Source organism: Anatilimnocola floriformis, assembly GCF_024256385.1.
In the GTDB taxonomy this organism is placed as follows: domain Bacteria; phylum Planctomycetota; class Planctomycetia; order Pirellulales; family Pirellulaceae; genus Anatilimnocola; species Anatilimnocola floriformis.
Genome location: NZ_JAMLFW010000002.1, coordinates 1,009,469 through 1,026,850, shown reverse-complemented (window position 1 = coordinate 1,026,850; position 17,382 = coordinate 1,009,469). Strand labels below are relative to the sequence as shown.

Here is a 17,382-nt window from a genome sequence, read left to right as displayed (position 1 = left end):
TTTGCCAGTTGGAATACCACACTTCAGGAATCGGGAGTTGAGCTCCAGTCGTTCAGTACAACTAGTTGTTGTCGTTGCCGCCGAATTTATTGAACTGCTCCATAGCAACTAGCAAGCCGGGATAAAAGTTCTCTGATTCCTTTGATACCTGCAATACGCCAGATCGTACGCGGGAGTCTCTCACCTTGAGCCATTCGTCATCCTCCAATTCCAAACGTAGATTCGTCCAGGGAACCATCTGCCACTCACGGTTGTCCAAGCACTCCAGTCCCGTTCTGGTGATTCGCATCAGTGGTGTCCAATCAACCGTGCCGGTTTGCTGCAACTTGAGCAGCATTTTCTGCGCGAGAATTGCCGCGATGTGGTCTCGGAGTGCTTCGATGTCGGCGCGACGCCAGTTTCCATCCACATGAAATGAAATTGGACGAACGCCAGTGATTGGAATTGGTCGGAGCAACGCAAAGTAGTCTGAGTACACGCCTCGGCCTGTATGCTGGCTGCGCTTGGCGAAGGTTAGCGACTCAAGATCAGCAAATCGCAACTGCCGTGTTCCCAAAAGTGTGGAGTACACGATTCCTGTTTCGAAGCAACGAACCTGCGTAAAGAGCGAAGCCCATAAGTAACCGATCCACGCGCTGCCACAAAGGGCCGCACCTAGACCCATGGCCAGTCCGCGTTCAAGTGCGTCGGCGCTGCCGATGTTCAATATCCACAGCGCGACCGGAACCACAGCCAGCAACAGCAGACCAGCGCCAGGCAAAAACATCCACCAAGCTTCGGCGAATGCGCGCTGCTGTCGAAACAGCAACCGACCCAATTCGTGCGTGGTGTTGCTAACCTCAGTAGATTGCGCCGAGGTCGTGGCTGCTGCGGCGGGCGCAGCCGGTGACGGCCCTTTCGCAGCAACGTCATTCGCCGATCCTGTGCGCTGCTCACACTGCTGTTCGGCGAGTCGCAAGCCGGGCCAGAAGTTGGGGAAGTTTTGGCCGAACGAGATCACGGGCGAAGCCATTCGGCTGTCGTAGACATGAACGCCAGTATCACCTTCCAAAACGAAACGCAAATTTGCCCAAGGAACTAGTTTCCAGTCATCTGCTTTACCAACATGCTCGATGCCCGCGCGCGTGATTCGCAGCAACGGCGTCCAAGCTACGGTCCCCGTCTGCTCCAATTCGGCTCGCATGTTTTCGAGGACCATCCGCGTGATGAAATCGCGAATGGACTGCATCTCGACATCTTCGCCTTGCAGCAGCCAGACATTGTGCGTCAGCGACTGACTGGCAGTATTGGAGTGCGGGTAAAGCGACAACAAGTAGAGCGTGCCTGCGTAGCGATGCCTGGCGAACGAGATCGATTCCAGATCTTCAAACCGCAGCTGCCGCACGCCCCCCAAAGCGGAAACTCGCACCACGCCGTGCTCGTAACAGAACAACTGGGCACGCCAGGCAAACCAAGACAAGCCAGCCAACAAAACTCCGGCCCCGACCGCGCCTGACGACAGCATGAGGGCATCCTGGCCCAGCTTGACGGTCTGCCACTCAATGAGCAGTGAGACGGCGCAGCCCGCAATGCCCAGGACAATCGCAACCGCTGCAGCCAGCAAGGACCATTTCAATTCCGACAGCGTCCGCTGCCGTTGGAAAAGAAGTCGGCCCAGCGGATTGGTTGCGCTGTCGGCAGTTGTAGTGCGGGTCATAGTGTGCCCTATCATGCACCAGGACAAACGCCAATTTCTGTCCTCGCAAATCGGCCTTTTCTAGAAAATTTGTGTATCTAGCGCACGCTTATATCGAAGGCACTAGCGACGTATAGCTCGTCAATTGCCGTGCTATCACTGCACGATTCGTTATCGATCTGATCTAGGAGAATTGTTGCGAGTTGGCATACCATTTCCCTGTGGTGCGAACCGAATTTGGAGTCGGGCGTTTCTCTCACGGAGGTGCAGGATGGCAGCGGAACCAGTTTTGTCAGCCGATGAGCGTCGGGGCGTAGTCGAGCGGCGGTTGGATGAACTCGATCGGTTGCTGCTGGGGTTGCTGCCGCGCGGAGAACGGCTGGCGCTGGTGGCTAGTGTCGAAGGTCGCGTGCGCGAGCTCGGCGGCGCAGTGGATCTTGGTCGCGATCTGCCAGAAGTGCTGACAGCAACCGCAACGGCAAGCACCGGCCGGCGGCGTCGTTCGCGATTGGCTTTTTCTTCTGGGGTGCTGGGCATCGTGGTCGCCGCGGGCTTGTTGGCTTCTCCGGTTCTCTTCATCGTGCTCTCGATCTTCGGCGAATTGCTGGGCGAAGCGTTCGCCATCTTGCTGCTCGTGTTGCTCGCGCTGCTCATTACCTGCGGTGGCGGCTTGGCCGTGTTCTGCGGCGGCGTGTCGATCCTGCGACTGGCTCGTCGCGGACAAACGGCTACGGGCACGGGTTGGGCGATCACCGGTTTGTGCACCGGCGCACTGCCGCTTCTGATCGGCTTGGTCGGAGTGCTGTCGCTCGGCGTAGAACTGATCCCGTCCGATGCGTTGCACGTCAGCTGGAATATCTCGAGCGACGGATCTTCGAATACACCGCTCGAGCCGGTCGCTTATCCTGCGCCCCCCATGTATGGCACGCCGCCAGCAAGCAATGAAGCACCTGCCATGCTGCCGCCAGCGGGATCACCTTCGCTTGCCAATGAACTACCTTCCGCACCCAAAGCCGAAGCCAAGACCGAAGAATCGCTATCTAACCCGCCTGCTGACAAACCAAATGAAGAAGAAGTCGGCAAGCCGAGCGACGAGCCTGTGCTGGAAGACTGAATGACGTGGCTATAATGTTGCGATGAGTAACCTTCATCTCACTCGTTGTTTTCTGCTCGGCTGCCTCCTGTTCGTGGGATGCAGGCAGCCGAAACCCAAAGCTCTGCCGACGCCAAGCGGCCCCGCAGCACGTCAAGCACAGCCGCTTCATTCCGGCACCACCACCGAGCGGATCTGCGCGCTGGTGGCCGAGCAGATGAAAGTCGATCGCGCCAAGTTGAACGGCCAAACTTCGCTGGCCGATATCGGCGCCGACGAATTGGACTTCGTCGAGCTCGTGATGGAAATGGAAGAGGAGTTCGACGTTTCGATACCCGATGACGCAACGGAACGTCTCTTCGGAACCAAAGAGTGGCAGCAAGGGGCGAAGAATGTCACTTTCGCCAAGCTGGCCGAGTTGGTGGAGCAGCAAAAGAAGTTGCCGCCAACGGATAAAAAGTAAAGTGCCACTAGTTCAATTTCACGCAATTGAGCGGACGTGATGCGCATCCGTTATTCTCTGCGAACCTTTTTGATCGCGGTAAGCGTCGTCGCTGTTGCGGTGTGGCTGGGGACGTTTGCGGCGTCCTATTATTCGACATGGCGTGCCACCAAACATTTAGAGTCGCGTCGTTTCTTGTGCGGTTATTTCGCAGAACCCAACGGCTGGGCCGTGGAGATCTGCGACGCTACGAGCACTGACTGGCGCCATCTTCGCCGGCTCGGAGAACTTCGAGAAATAGCGATTTGGAATCCCGATATCCAGCGTCCTGAGTTTCGCGAACTTGTGCAACAAAATCAGGAGCACCTGCGCGAACTAATGTTTAATGCGTGTGACTTGTCACCAGAGCTGGCAGCCACCATCAGTGATGCGCGCCAACTGGAGTCACTCATCTTCTGGGAGCCCAACAACAGCTCGCAGCCATTCGTCATTCCCCCACTCCCGCACCTCAACAACATCAGCTTTCTCTCGGGCGATGTGAGTGACGAAAACCTGGAGTGGATCGCCAACCAGCCAGCCGCTACGGCGGTCTACATCAATAACAAATTGATCACGGACAAGACCGCAGAGCCCCTGGCAGCCTCGAAGTCGTTGCGTCGACTCGGCATCGCTCACACCAGCATCTCGACGGCAGGCGTGCGTAAACTAATGAGTCAGCTGAAACTGCAAGAGATTGCACTTCCCGCCGTGCAGTTGGATGAGGCTGATGTGCTGGCGATGGCGAATTCCGAATTGGTGCATATCGACTTGCGCAGCGTCGACCTGATTGGTTCTGTCACGGCACTCGTGCAGTGTGAGCGGATTCAAGACTTAGAGATTTCGCTGATGCAGTACGAGACTCTGATGAGCACCTGCAGCGAACTATCGAGGCGCAACAAGTTGAGACTCCATGTGCATGAGCTTGAGTCCGTTGAGGACATCCCGGCAACCCCTTGGGAAGATGCCGTTGAGATGTTGCGCTATTCTCGCACCGGATCAGTCCTGTGGTCCGAAAGCGAACTTCCAAACTTGCCAGGTGGACGAGCTGCGGAGTAGGCTCTCCGCTTCGAGCGTTGCTAGGGCCTCTCCTCGCGCGAGTCGAGGAGAGGGACGGTTTGCCGAGTGGAAGTTACTGCTTCGGAATTTTCGCCGTCTTGCCTGGTTCCAGGCCGGCGGCTTCGCGGAGCATCTTCAGGACGTTCTCGACTTGCTTGTGCGTCTTCGCGTCGTGATTGATCACGATCAAGCCGTTGTATTCCGAGATCGTGCCGATACCGCCCACTTCACTCCAGCTGCTGGGTTTGACGGCGGTTTGCAACAATTGCTTGAGCGATTCGGCGCGCTGTTGCGCTTCGGTCAGCGGCTTGTCTTCTCCCCCACCAAAACCGCCACCGCCCATCGGGCCCATTCCACCTGGCATACCTGGAACTGCCCCTGGCGGACCACCGGGGCCTGGACCCGGCAGCATGATGCCTCCAGCACCGCCGCCAATCGGCGGCATTCCCATTCCGGGCATCGCGCGCGGACCACGCGGCTCTTCGAAGTTGAGCAGATCGCGGCAGTTGTAGACTCGTACTTCGCTGGCCCCTTCGAGGTTGGTGCTCGTCGAGACAATCAGGATGCCGTCGCGTTCCACATAGGCCAGGCTGCCATTCGTGCTGGCTTGCTCGAGCACCAGTTCGAGCAGCATGTCGAGGCGAACTTTTTTCAGATTGATCGTGATCGGCGCCGAGAGTTCGAGCCCTTCGCTTTCGAGAGCTTTGCGATTGATAAACATCTGCACGTCGCTCGTATCGGCCAGGAAGGCCAGTACGTCTTCGAGAGGAGTTTGGGAGAACTCCGCCGTGACGCGCAGGGCGAGTTTGTCGCTCAATGAGTTGTCAGCCGTCGGCTTGGTAGGTCCCTGCTCGGGAATCTGCGGTCCGTTCTTGGCCACGGCCTGGGCCTGAGCTTGGGGCGGCGCGGGACCGGGCCGACGCTCCGGCCAGATTGCGATGACTCCGAGCGCGAGTAACACGAGAACCGCTGTGGAATAAGACGTCACCTTCACAAACCACCTCCTTCGCCTGTTCCGAACGAGAAGAGAAAAATTGGCGGCTAGACCAGCCGCATCGCCGAAATCTTCGAGGGCCATCCGGACCGCCGTGTCGCGATCGACGCCGCGGGCCAGCAAATCATCGAGCCGATCTTCGAGGTGAGCCCGCAGTTCCTGCGCAATCACATCCCGTTGCTCGCCGCGAATCCGCAGCAAGCTGGTGAGGAGCGTCAGGTAGTTGTCGAACTCGTGGGGGTTCATGGGATTTCAGTTCTGAGTTGTGAGTTCTGAGACAGGAGAAGCCCTCTTGTCTCAAAACTCAGAACTTAGAACTCCAAACTACTCCTCGGCATAATCGAAGCCAGTTGCAATAGTTCACGGACGCAGGCTGCGTAGTCGAGCCATTCTTGGGCTTGGGTTTTTAGACGGCGGTGGCCGGCGGCGGTTAGTTCGTACCACTTGCGGCGACGGCCGGTGTCGTCGTCCCAGGAACTGCGGATGAGCTTGTCTTCTTCCAGGCGATGGAGCAGTGGATAGAGCGTGCCGGCGGCGATCTCGACACGGCCGCCACTCGCATCGCGGACTTGCTTCTGCAGCAAGTAACCATATTTCTTGCCGCTGGCCAGGACCGATAGCAACATCAGGTCCAAGCTGCCGCGGAGCAGGTCGCGTTCGAATTTGTCCAGTCCCGGTTTCTCAGCCATGCCGTCTTCCGTTTCGCCTCTATCATCGAGCGAGCATCCATCGCAGGCCTATGTATAGCGTGGCGATATATCGCCTGTCAATGTAATTCCGACACGAGAAATCGTCGGCTTTTGTGCGGCAGTCCGCACATTGCGACCGTGTCTTGGCGGTGGAATTGGCAGTGTATTAACACAATCTGAACATCGCCTATCTACCCTCGTCTGGTCCCTTCTGCGGATTCTTCTGCCGCCGCAGTCCTCTCCAAGAAGTCCCCGCCCTTAACTGCCCAGCGAGGAAGGTCTCAACACCTTTCCGATCGCGCAGGAAACCAGACGATGCTCAATCAGATTGCTCAATTGTTCGCAGCCCGCAAGCAAAACCGCCGTCAATCCAGCGCCCGCGCCCGCCGCCGGGATTTTTTTGGCTTGCAGCGCCGTAACGCACAAATCGAACGACTCGAAGCGCGAGAAGTGATGGATGCGACGCCGCATCACATTGCCGCAGCCAATATCAACGTGCAGCAGAATGATCCGGGGAATGCGGCTACCTCGGTGACGATTACGACTCCCTACTCGTTCAACGATTTTCGCATTCGCGGCGGCAATCGCGCCGATTACGACGTGCAAATCGGCCCGAGCGCCACCGACGACGTGGCCGGCGGCATCTTGATGACGAGCATTCGCAATAACGGCCGCGACAACGGCGAAGTGAATAGCGTTCCCCCCGAGCCTGACACCGCGGCTGGCGTGCAGTACGGCATTTCGGCTGTTTCGGCGACAGCGACGGGCTACTCCATTCCTGTTTTCAACACGTCGAACGCCGTGAATGTCGCTGACAACGAAGGGATTGAATACAACTTCGATCTGTCGGCCGCCTACTTTCCCTATGCCGATGGCTGGATCGGCGGCATCGCCCGACGTGCTGATGGCGCCAACGGCAGCGCTACTGCGCTCAACGATCAGTTGATTGGCTCACCCGGGCTCACGTTTGGTGCGCACTACACCAACACGGTTGCAGGGCAATCGACGGTCGACTTGCGCTCGATGGGTATTGACTCGACAAAGGACGGCGTGCTGCTGGTCAATGGCGCCAAGAACGAAAACAACTTCGCGCTGTCGCGAGCCAATGCCGATGGTACCTGGACGGTCTTCGTCAAAGGTCATAATCAAGATGGAACCAGCTATGAACAAGATCCGGTGGCGTTCGTCTATGCACCGCTGTCGAACACCAATGTAGTCGTCGGCAAGTTTAGGGGGGGCGCCAATAACATCACGATGCAGAACGCACCGTTTACGGTGACGAATCCCTCGACGGGAACTTACCGCCTGACGATCCCAGGGCACTCGCCGGCCGATGGCGTGCTGATCATTTCAGCGGAAGGTGGCGCCGGCAACAACATCGACAATCCCGTGTCTTTCGTGGCCAACGGCAATAGCTGGGATATTCAAACCCGCGATTTGCCTAATATGGGTTTGCAAAACATCGATGCGGCCGACAACGTCGTGTCGTTTGTGTTCATCCCAGGCCCGACGCCGGGCGTGAATGTGACGCCGAGCACTGGTTTGCTCACTACAGAAAGCGGCGGCACGGCGACGTTTGCGGTGAAGCTTGATACCGCGCCGACGGCTGATGTGACGATCGATTTGTCCTCGAGCAATACGGCCGAAGGAACCATTTCGGTCAACCAGCTGACGTTCACGCCGGCGAATTGGAACATCGCGCAGAATGTAACGGTCACGGGTCAGGACGACGCCGCCGCTGACGGCTCGATTGACTATTCCATTGTCACCTCGGCTGCCGTTAGTTCCGATCCGAATTACAACAACCGCGCGGTGGTTGATATCACGGTGACCAACGCCGACAACGAGCCGGGGGTCACGTTCAATCCGCCGACTGGTCTGACCACAACCGAAGCCGGCGGCACGCGGACGTTCACGGTGCGACTCAACACGGCGCCGATTGCCGATGTGACGATCGGGCTGACTTCGAGCAACATCAATGAAGGAACGATTTCGGTTCCGAGCCTGACGTTCACGGCAGCCAATTGGAACACGCCGCAAACAGTCACGATCACCGGCGTGAATGATGCGATTGATGATGGCGATATCACCTACAGCATCGTCACCGCGCCGGCTGTTTCCAGCGATCCGCTGTACAACAATTTCAACGCTCCCGATCTGTCGGTGGTCAACATCGACAACGACACGGCGGGGATTATTGTCAACCCAAGCACCGCCGTGACGCTGACCGAAGCCGGCACGACATCGAACTTCAGTGTGGTTCTCACGAGCCAGCCGACCGCGAACGTGACCATCAACGTTGTTTCGACCGACACGACCGAAGGTACGGTCAGCACCGGCGCGCTGGTGTTTACGGCGGCGAATTGGAACACGCCGCAAACGGTCACGATCACGGGCGTGAATGATCTTGTCGGCGATGGCAATATCGCGTTTTCCATCGTCACGACGGTGACGACCACCGATGCGATTTACGCAGCGATGAATCCCGACGACATTGCGGTTACGACGAATGACAACGATCCCTTCCTGGCGATCGCCACGGGGGCTGTGCTGTATGGCGTTGGCACGCCGGCGATCTCTATCGATTCGCTGATGACGCTGACCGATCCGCTGACCGCGAATTACAACAACTATCAACTAGTGGTCTCGCTGACTGCCAACGCGAATGTCGATGATCGGATCGAGATTCGCAACTACGGCACGGCAGCGGGACAAGTCGGAGTCTCTGGCAGCAATGTGTCTGTCGGCGGAACCGTCGTGGGGACGTTTGCCGGCGGCAGCGGTTCCACACCGCTCACGCTGACCCTCAACACGGCCGCTACTCCGGCGCGAGTGCAAGCGGTGTTGCGAGCGCTGACTTATCGCAGCGTGAACGCCAATCCGCCGCAGACGGTGCGTACGGCTTCGATTGTGATCAACGGCTTGGGCGGCGTCACCAGCAACGTGGTCACGCGCAACATCAACGTCGGTTTGATGCGGGCGACCGAGCTTCAGCAAGGCGTCGATCGAGGAACGGGCGTTTATGACGGACAGGTGGATATCGAAATCTCGCAGGCCAATCCGACGACGCCGCGCCCGGCTGGCAACGGCACTGAACTGCTCGTTGACTGGGATGCCTCGGGAGCAACCGCCCAGATCCTGCTGAAATTCGGCAATCTGTTTGGCAATGGTCCGGGGCAGATTCCGCTGGGTGCCACGATCGTTTCGGCAGAACTGCTGGTGAACGTCATCAATTCCGGTGACGGCGGCAGGCTCTTTCGCATGGTCAGCCCTTGGAATGAAAACACCGAAACCTGGAACTCGTTCGGCAGCAATGTCTTCCCGCGCAACGGCATTCAGGGTGTGAACGCCGATGATCTGGAAGCCCGTTCCACGGCTGACTCGGAATGGGGTCTGGTCGACGGCTCGGGAGCTTCGGGCACAGGCATCGTTTCGATTGGCGTGACCAACGATTTGGCGGCCTGGGCCAATGGCGAAGCCAACGAAGGTTGGTTGATCGATGGTTGGACCAACAACGGCGACGGCACGTCGTTCAGCCCGTCGGAAGCGACGAATGCGCTGCTGCGGCCACGTCTGAAAGTGCAATGGCTGCCAGCCGGAGTGAGCAGTACGAGCTTCCGCCAAGGGGCGAATGGTTACAATGGTGCGCAAGATCTCTCGCTGCAGCAGGCCAACGCCGATGTGCCATCATCGACGGATTTTACGTTGGGTGTCGACTACCCTGCGCCTGCCAATGCCTGGCAAACACTGCTGCGATTCGATGATCTGGTGGGAACCAATGCGGGGCAGATTCCTCCCGGTTCTTACGTGCATGCTGCCTCGCTGGTGCTTGCCAGCACCACGGGCAATGCGATGGGCGACGGCGGTGCTTTCTATCGCATGTTGCAGTCCTGGGATGGAAACTCGACCTGGAACTCGTTCGTAAACGGCATTTCGGCGAATGGCGTCGAAGCAGCGACCACGTTCACCACGCAGGCTGGCTACCCCGATCTGTCGGGCATGGTGCAGGGTGGCTTCAATCCGTTTGATGTCACTGCCGACGTGCAGGCCTGGGTCAACGGAGCGCTTCCCAATAACGGTTGGGCAGTTCTGCCGTGGACGAACGGCTCGGATGGTTGGTTCTTTGGTTCCTCAGAAATTTTGATCGAAAAATCCCGCCCCACACTCAAGGTGTTTTACAGCACGCCCGGTGTGACGATCACGCCGACGTCGGGACTGTTTACGAGCGAAGCCGGCGACAGCGCGACGTTCACCGTGGTGCTCGATACGCCGCCGACCGCCAATGTCACCATTCCGTTGTCGTCGAACGATACGACCGAGGGAACCATTGGTCAGTCGAGCCTGATCTTCACTCCCGCCAACTGGAATATTCCGCAGACGGTGACGATCGCTGGTGTGAACGATTTGCTCGCCGATGGCAACATTGCGTACAGCATTGTCACTGGCGCGGCGACCAGCGCCGATCAGTTCTACAACGGCTTCAATCCCGCCGACGTGAGCGTCATCAACACCGACAACGAAACACCCGGCGTGACCGTGCAGCCGTTGTTCGGCCTGGTGACCAACGAAAACGGCGGCACGGCGACGTTCACCATTGTGCTCAACTTCCCGCCGACAGCGAACGTGACGGTCGGCTTGTCGTCGAGCGATACGACCGAAGGTTCGGTTCCCGCGAGCGTGGTCTTCACGCCGGCGAATTGGAGCACGCCGCAGACGGTGACCGTGACGGGCGTCAACGACTCGCAGATCGACGGTTCGGTGGCTTATCAGATCATCACGGCGAACACCGTCAGCACCGATCTCAGCTACAACAACTTGCCGGTCGCCGACGTGAGCGTGACCAATGAAGACAACGATGTGGCAGGCGTGATCTTCACGCCGAGCAGTGGTTTGCAAACCACCGAAATCGGCGGCACGGCCACGTTCACTGCCGTGCTGGCAACGCAACCGACTGCCGATGTCACCTTCAACTTGTCTTCGAGCAATAGCAACGAAGGAAATCCTTCGGTGTCATTCCTCACCTTTACCTCTGCCAACTGGAACGTGCCGCAGACAGTCACGTTGACAGGGACGATGGATGGGGACAGCGATGGCGCGGTGGGTTACACCATCATCACGAGCCCCATCTCGAGCAGCGATCCCAATTACAACAACTTCAATCCCGCCGATGTAACCGCGACCAATCTCGATTCGCGACCGATTCTCACCTGGCTGGAAGGAACCAAGGTCTACGGCCACGGCGAGGCTGGCGTGCTCGTCGATTTTCAGGCGACGATCGTCGATCTCGACTCGCCGAATTTTAATAACGGCAACCTGACGATCCAAACCACCTCGGGCACCACGGTCGACGATCGGCTCGAAATTCGGAACGTGGGAACGGGCGCTGGACAGATCGGCATCTCGGGGAGCAACGTGACATTCGGTGGTGTGACCATCGGCACGTTCACGGGGGGCTCGGGATTTTCGCCGCTGGTGATTACGCTCAACAGCTCGGCCACGATCGCCGCCACACAAGCGCTGCTGCGAAACATCACCTTCCGCGAAGTGAGCAGCACGTTCGCCAACAGCACGCGAACGATTTCGGCGACGCTCAACGACGGCGCGGGGAGCACGAGCTTGCCGATCAGCAAGACGATCGTCGTCGGCATGCGTCGGACCACGTCATTCCAGAATGGAGCTGACGTCGGCAATGGTGCTTACGCGGGGACTGCGGATATTCAAATCTCGCAAGCCAATCCCGCGACCGCTTATCCCACGGGCGCGACGGCCGAAGGACTCGGCGTGGTCGGCAGCGCGACGGCAGCTTCGCAAACGCTGCTGCGGTTCGACAATATCTTCGGCAACGGCCCAGGACAGATTCCGCTGGGCTCGATCATCACCTCGGCTTATCTCGATCTGGATGTGAACAACGACGGCAACGGCCCGGTGTTCCGCCGCATGCTCACCGGCTGGGATGCCAATACCTCGACCTGGAACAGCCTGACGAACGGCATTCAAGCCGATGACATTGAAGCTCGCAGCACCTTCGGCTCGACGCTGAATAACGCGGCCGGCACGGGCGCCACGACAGGCGTGGGCACGGTCAGCGTGGGTGTGACGACCGACCTGCAAGCCTGGTCGAATGGCGCAGCCAACAACGGCTGGGCGATCATGCCCTTTGCCGCCTCGGCCAGCGATGAGATCCGCTTCAGCGCTTCCGAAGCCGTTACGCTTGCCGATCGGCCGAAGTTGCGAATCGAATGGATTCCTGCCGGCGCGGCCAGCAGCTCCTTCCGCCAAGGCGTGAATGGTTACACGGGCATGACCGACATCGCGATCACACCGACGGCAACTGCTGCCACGGGTGTCGATCTGTTTACCGACTATGCGGGCTCGGCTCCTTCGTCAGAGATCTTGTTCCGCTTCGACAACATCATCGGCGCGGGCGCATTGCCAGCCGGCACCAAGGTCTACGCTGCCGTTCTCACGCTGCCGGGCACTGGCTCTGTCGACACAGTCGGCGATGGCGGCACGATGCACATGATGCTGCAACCCTGGACGGCGACCACCACCTGGGCTTCGCTGGGCGGCGACGGCGTTTCGGCGAACGGGTTCGAAGCGGCGATCACACCGTCGGCAATCGCGGGGACTTTGGCCGCGGGCTCCAATGCTCAGCCAGGTTACAACAACTACGACGTGACTGCCGATGTGCAAAGCTGGCTCGATGGAACCAACACCAACAACGGTTGGGCCTGGCTTCCTTGGACTGGCGGCACGAACGGCTGGGGGATTTCGTCCAGCGAAACCACCGTCGTAACGAACCGGCCGATGTTGACGGTCTATTTCGAAGGGGTGCCAAACGTCGCGCCGGTAAATACCGCGCCGGCGGGACCGATTGCCAGCTTCGAAGACGCCAACGTGCCGTTCACCGGCGGCAACGCCCTGAGCGTGAGCGATGCCGATGTGGGACAGAGCCTGACGACGACTGTCTCGGTGACGGGAACCACCGTCGGCACCTTCACGGCGAACAACGGCGGCGGCGCTGCCGTTGTGACCGGCACGGGGACGGCATCGATCACTCTCACTGGCCTGCCAACCGATATCACCACTGCCCTCGCAACGCTCATCTTCGTCCCGGCTGCGAATCGCGATACGACTTCCGGCGCGACGACAATCACCATGACGACCAGCGACGGCATTGCCATCGATAGCGATACGTTCAACGTCACGCTGACCGGCATCAACGATCGGCCGAGTTTCACTGCGACGAATCCGCCTGCCGTCAACGAAGATGCAGCCGCGGTTTCGATTGCCAACTGGGCCGTGTTCAATCCGGGACCGAACGAAACTAGCCAAACGGTGGTTTCGTACAACATCACCAATTTGACGAATACCTCGCTGTTCTCGGCCGGGCCGACGATCGGCACCAACGGTACGCTGCAGTACACGCCAGCCGCGAATGCCTTTGGCACGGCGACTTTCGACCTGACCGTCACCGATAGCGGCGGCAACGCCAATGGCGGACAACCGACGAGCACGGTGCAATCTTTCACGATCACCGTCAACTCGGTGAACGACGCGCCGAGCTTCACCAAGGGCGCCGATCAAAACGTCGCCTTCAACGCGCCGCAGCAAACCATCACCGGTTGGGCTTCGTCGATTTCGTTCGGCCCAGCCAACGAAGGGCCGCAAACGGTGACGTTCCTCGTCACGCCGGCCAATCCCGCGCTGTTCCTCACGCAACCGGCGATCGACAGCACCGGCACCCTCACCTTCCGTCCGCAGACGGGCGCTTCGGGATCGACGACGGTCACGGTGATCGCACAAGACAACGGCGGCGGCACGAACCAGAGTGCTTCGCAGACCTTTACGATCACGATCGGCGCTGCACCCACGAATGCCCCGCCGACGCTCACCGCAATCAGCAATCTGACGATCAACGAAGACGCAGGGCTGCAAACGGTGAACCTCAGCGGCATCTCCTATGGCGGCGATACTCCCGCGCAAACGATCGCGATTACGGCAGTCAGCGACAATCCGTCGTTGATTGCGAATCCGGCGGTGAACTACACGTCGCCGAATGCCACTGGCAGCTTGACCTTCACGCCGGTTGCCAACCAGAGCGGAACGGCGACCATTACCGTTACGGTGCGCGATTCGGGACTCGATCTCATTGCGGGGAACTCCGATGACGGCACGGTCGTTCGAACCTTCACCGTAACGGTGAACAGCGTGAACGACGCGCCGACGCTGACGATTGGCGGCAATCAAACGATGAACGAAGACGCGCCGGCACAAACGGTGAATGGTTTTGTCAGCAGCAGTTCGGCTGGTCCGTCGAACGAATCGACCCAAACGTTGACCTACATCGTCAATGCGACGAACAGCGCGTTGTTTGCCACGGCACCGAGCATCTCGGCGACGGGAGTCCTCACCTATACGCCGGCCGCCAACGCCAATGGTGTGTCGACGATCACGGTCACTGCAGTCGACAACGGCGGCACGGCCAATACCGGTGTTGATACGAGCACGCCGCAAGTTTTCACCATTACCATCAACAGCGTGAACGACGCGCCGAGCTTCACCAAGGGAAGTGACCTGCTGATTCCGTTCAACTCGCCCGCTCAAACCATTCCAGGTTGGGCCACGGCGATTTCGCCCGGTGCGCCGAACGAATCGACGGAAACGCTGACGTTCACCGTCACCAACAACAACCCATCGCTCTTCAGCGTCGCGCCGGCGATCTCCAGCAACGGCACACTGACATTCACGCATCAACCGGGTCAGCAAGGTTCGGCGACAATCACGGTTCGCCTGAATGACAACGGTGGCATCGCGAATGGCGGTGTCGATCAGAGCGCGACACAAACGTTTGTGATCACGGTCGATGCGCCGGTCAACGGCTTGCCAACGATCAATGCGATTCCCAATCTGCCGCTGCTCGAAGACGCCGGCGCGCAGACGATCAATCTCGGCGGCATCACGGCGGGTGGCGAAGTGCAGGACCTGCAGGTCACTGCGACCAGCAGCAATCCCACGCTGATCGCCAATCCTACGGTGACTTACGCCTCGCCCGGCACGACCGGTAGTCTGGCGTTCACGCCGGTGGCAAACGGCAGCGGCACGTCGGTCATCACCATTACGGTTCGCGACGCCGGTTTCAATCTCACGCTGGGCGACGCCGACGACGGCATCACAACGACCACCTTCACGGTCAATGTCGCCGCCGTCAACGATCCGCCGGATGCGAGCGACGGTTCGTTCACCACGCTGGCCGGCAATCCTGTCAGCGGCACGCTCGTGGCGACCGACGTCGACGGCCCGGCACTGACCTTCAGCCTGGTGAACACGCCCCTGCTCGGCGGTTTGACTTCCTTCAATCCAGCCACCGGCGCGTTCACTTACACTCCCGCGCCGAATGCGGTCGGCCTCGATATTTTTACCTTCCGCGTCACCGACGGTACGAACAGCGACACGGCTACGGTTCGCATCACTATTCAGCCGATTGTTCCCACCGTGGAAGCAGTCGGCGGCGATTTGAACATTCGCGGCACTCCTGGTTCAGACAACGTCATTGTCTCGAAGGCGACCGGCAATAACGCGCTCGTTCGCCTGCAGAGCGGCAGTTACAGCATGGCAGCCACCTTGCCGCTGACCGGGATGATTCATGTCGAAACCGGCGCTGGAGCCGATACCATCATGATCGCCGGTCTGACCGGACCGACCTATCTCGATGCAGGTCCTGACAACGACTATGTGTCGGGCGCGATGGGCGATGACACGATCATCGGCGGCAGTGGCAGCGACCAGATCAACGCCAGCGGCGGCAACAACGTGATCTGGGGCGATGTCCCCGGCGAGCAGAACCTGGCCGCTGGCGGCGACGACATCCTCAGCAGCCTGGATGGCAACGACGTGATGTATGGCGGCGGCGGCAACGATCAACTCTTTCCGGGCGCTGGCGACGACTACGTCTACGGCGGCCAGGGAGATGACATCTCCAGTGGTGGCATGGGGAACGATCGTCTTTACGGCGGCAGCGGCAACGACGTGCTCAACGGCGACGCCGGCGACGACATCGTGGTCGGCAACGCGGGCAACGATCTGCTGATGGGAAGCGAAGGAAACGATCTGCTCATCGGCGGCACCGGACTGGACGACGTCAATGGCAACGGCGGCAGCGACGTGCTGGTGGGCAGTAGCACGACGAACGAAACCAGCAGCTTGGCCGGCGATGCCAACGATCTGGCCCTGCTCGCGCTCCTGACCACCTGGAATACTTCGCATACACCAGGCCTGCTGAGTAGCGTGATCGCTGCTGACGACGGCGCGAACGATTTGCTCAACGGCCAAACCGGTGACGACGATTTCTATGCCAGCGCGACCGATCTGCTCTCGGACATCAACGCGAGCGCCATGGGAACCGATCGATTGTTCAACTGATGCCAGGCTTTGCCCACCGAACCCCGAAACGCGTTGATTTGATGGGCAAGTGAGGATTCGGCCCATCAAATCAACTCTGTGGCCTGATCGGCTGCAGAGTAATCAAGTCGTACATTTCTTTGCCTTGCGCCCAGTCCGGCAGGGGAACGTCATCGATGTTTTCGTGTCCTTCCAGAATCTCGACACCGGGCGGGATGACTTCGACCGGCACCGTGCCGCTGTAGAGGAATTGCGCAGGGTTTTGCAGATCGCGGGAATAAAGATCAGCGAAGCCGCGAGTTAACCCGGTGCAGCGCACTTCGTTGATTTCGTCGGCAATGTCTTGCTCGGTGTCATCTTCGGGACCGCCGACAGTGAATTTGCAGAGCATGGTGCCTCTAGTCCATTCGGATCATGTCGTTGTGAATTCGCATCGCTAGCGACTCTAGATGAGTTGCTAGGAATTCGGTGTTATTCGGAACCGCATCAAATTCCTTGGCTGCGCTTTCTCCAAAAAGACTTGCAAGCATTACCCTCACTGCCTCAATTGCCTTGCCGACTCGGCGGGCCTTATCTGCCGTGACTCAGTCGATAGTTCAGCCGAATCCATGCGCCAATAGAAATTGAGACCAGAGCTGCAAGCCCTAGATATTGCCAAGGCCTGAAGCCGAATGCGGCGAAGATTGATCCCACCACCGCGGCTAGTGCGTTTCCACAATCCATCTAGCGCCAGCTAGGTAAGGTCGGTAATTTAGAGACCATCTCCAGGAGGTGGTCTGATGGAACCAATTGCGGTGGAAATTCGCGCGGAGATTCTTGCCGCGTGTGATGCGGGTGAGGGGACGCGTGTCGTGGCGGTTCGCTTCGGCGTGTCGGAATCATGGGTGCGACGCGTGAAGCAACAGCGTCGCGAATCGAATCAACTCGCGCGGTGCGATGAATCCTGCGGCTCGCATCGCGCCCAAAAACGTCGTCGTTTCTCAACGGCCTCTG

8 protein-coding genes and 1 pseudogene are annotated in these 17,382 nt (G+C 59.1%); 5 read left to right on the top strand and 4 right to left on the bottom strand.

Annotation, left to right across the window (positions count from 1 at the left end):
• Window positions 1–61: 61 nt before the first annotated feature.
• Window positions 62–1,696, bottom strand: a complete 1,635-nt coding sequence (locus M9Q49_RS28620; protein ID WP_254512725.1) for a hypothetical protein — start codon at window positions 1,694–1,696, stop codon at window positions 62–64.
• 250 nt (window positions 1,697–1,946) lie between these two features.
• On the opposite strand from M9Q49_RS28620, the gene M9Q49_RS28615 reads away from it, so the two are divergent.
• From M9Q49_RS28615 to M9Q49_RS28605, 3 genes are all read left to right on the top strand, one after another.
• Window positions 1,947–2,789, top strand: coding sequence for a hypothetical protein (locus M9Q49_RS28615; protein WP_254512724.1), 843 nt, complete (start codon window positions 1,947–1,949; stop codon window positions 2,787–2,789).
• A gap of 172 nt (window positions 2,790–2,961) precedes the next feature.
• Window positions 2,962–3,231, top strand: a complete 270-nt coding sequence (locus tag M9Q49_RS28610) for a phosphopantetheine-binding protein (RefSeq protein ID WP_315861224.1) — start codon at window positions 2,962–2,964, stop codon at window positions 3,229–3,231.
• Between the two features lie 39 nt (window positions 3,232–3,270).
• Window positions 3,271–4,305, top strand: coding sequence for a hypothetical protein (locus M9Q49_RS28605; RefSeq protein WP_254512723.1), 1,035 nt, complete (start codon window positions 3,271–3,273; stop codon window positions 4,303–4,305).
• 73 nt (window positions 4,306–4,378) lie between these two features.
• Here the strand turns inward: M9Q49_RS28605 and M9Q49_RS28600 are convergent, their stop codons facing one another.
• Both M9Q49_RS28600 and M9Q49_RS28595 read right to left on the bottom strand, forming a co-directional pair.
• Window positions 4,379–5,545 (bottom strand): permease prefix domain 1-containing protein, encoded by a 1,167-nt coding sequence (locus M9Q49_RS28600; protein ID WP_254512722.1) that lies wholly within the window; start codon window positions 5,543–5,545, stop codon window positions 4,379–4,381.
• A 65-nt stretch (window positions 5,546–5,610) separates the two neighbouring features.
• A complete protein-coding gene (locus M9Q49_RS28595) occupies window positions 5,611–5,988 on the bottom strand; it encodes a PadR family transcriptional regulator (RefSeq protein ID WP_254512721.1) in 378 nt (125 codons plus the stop codon).
• A gap of 315 nt (window positions 5,989–6,303) precedes the next feature.
• Here M9Q49_RS28595 and M9Q49_RS28590 point away from each other — a divergent pair, with 315 nt between their 5' ends.
• Window positions 6,304–16,410 carry a DNRLRE domain-containing protein gene (locus M9Q49_RS28590; protein ID WP_254512720.1) on the top strand — a complete coding sequence of 3,369 codons (10,107 nt, stop codon included), beginning with the start codon at window positions 6,304–6,306 and terminating at the stop codon, window positions 16,408–16,410.
• Between the two features lie 70 nt (window positions 16,411–16,480).
• On the opposite strand, the gene M9Q49_RS28585 is transcribed toward M9Q49_RS28590, so the two are convergent.
• Window positions 16,481–16,780 carry a hypothetical protein gene (locus tag M9Q49_RS28585; protein WP_254512719.1) on the bottom strand — a complete coding sequence of 100 codons (300 nt, stop codon included), beginning with the start codon at window positions 16,778–16,780 and terminating at the stop codon, window positions 16,481–16,483.
• Window positions 16,781–17,168: 388 nt separating this feature from the next.
• Between M9Q49_RS28585 and M9Q49_RS36235 the strand changes: the two are divergent.
• A pseudogene (locus tag M9Q49_RS36235) lies at window positions 17,169–17,282 on the top strand (helix-turn-helix domain-containing protein); the annotation flags it as partial.
• Window positions 17,283–17,382 lie beyond the last annotated feature (100 nt).

Bases quoted from the DNA above. Each gene is read 5' to 3' on its own strand.
- M9Q49_RS28620 (WP_254512725.1), bottom strand. From the start codon at position 1,696: ATGACCCGCACTACAACTGCCGACAGCGCAACCAATCCGCTGGGCCGA.
- M9Q49_RS28615 (WP_254512724.1), top strand. From the start codon at position 1,947: ATGGCAGCGGAACCAGTTTTGTCAGCCGATGAGCGTCGGGGCGTAGTC.
- M9Q49_RS28605 (WP_254512723.1), top strand. From the start codon at position 3,271: ATGCGCATCCGTTATTCTCTGCGAACCTTTTTGATCGCGGTAAGCGTC.
- M9Q49_RS28600 (WP_254512722.1), bottom strand. From the start codon at position 5,545: ATGAACCCCCACGAGTTCGACAACTACCTGACGCTCCTCACCAGCTTG.
- M9Q49_RS28595 (WP_254512721.1), bottom strand. From the start codon at position 5,988: ATGGCTGAGAAACCGGGACTGGACAAATTCGAACGCGACCTGCTCCGC.
- M9Q49_RS28590 (WP_254512720.1), top strand. From the start codon at position 6,304: ATGCTCAATCAGATTGCTCAATTGTTCGCAGCCCGCAAGCAAAACCGC.
- M9Q49_RS28585 (WP_254512719.1), bottom strand. From the start codon at position 16,780: ATGCTCTGCAAATTCACTGTCGGCGGTCCCGAAGATGACACCGAGCAA.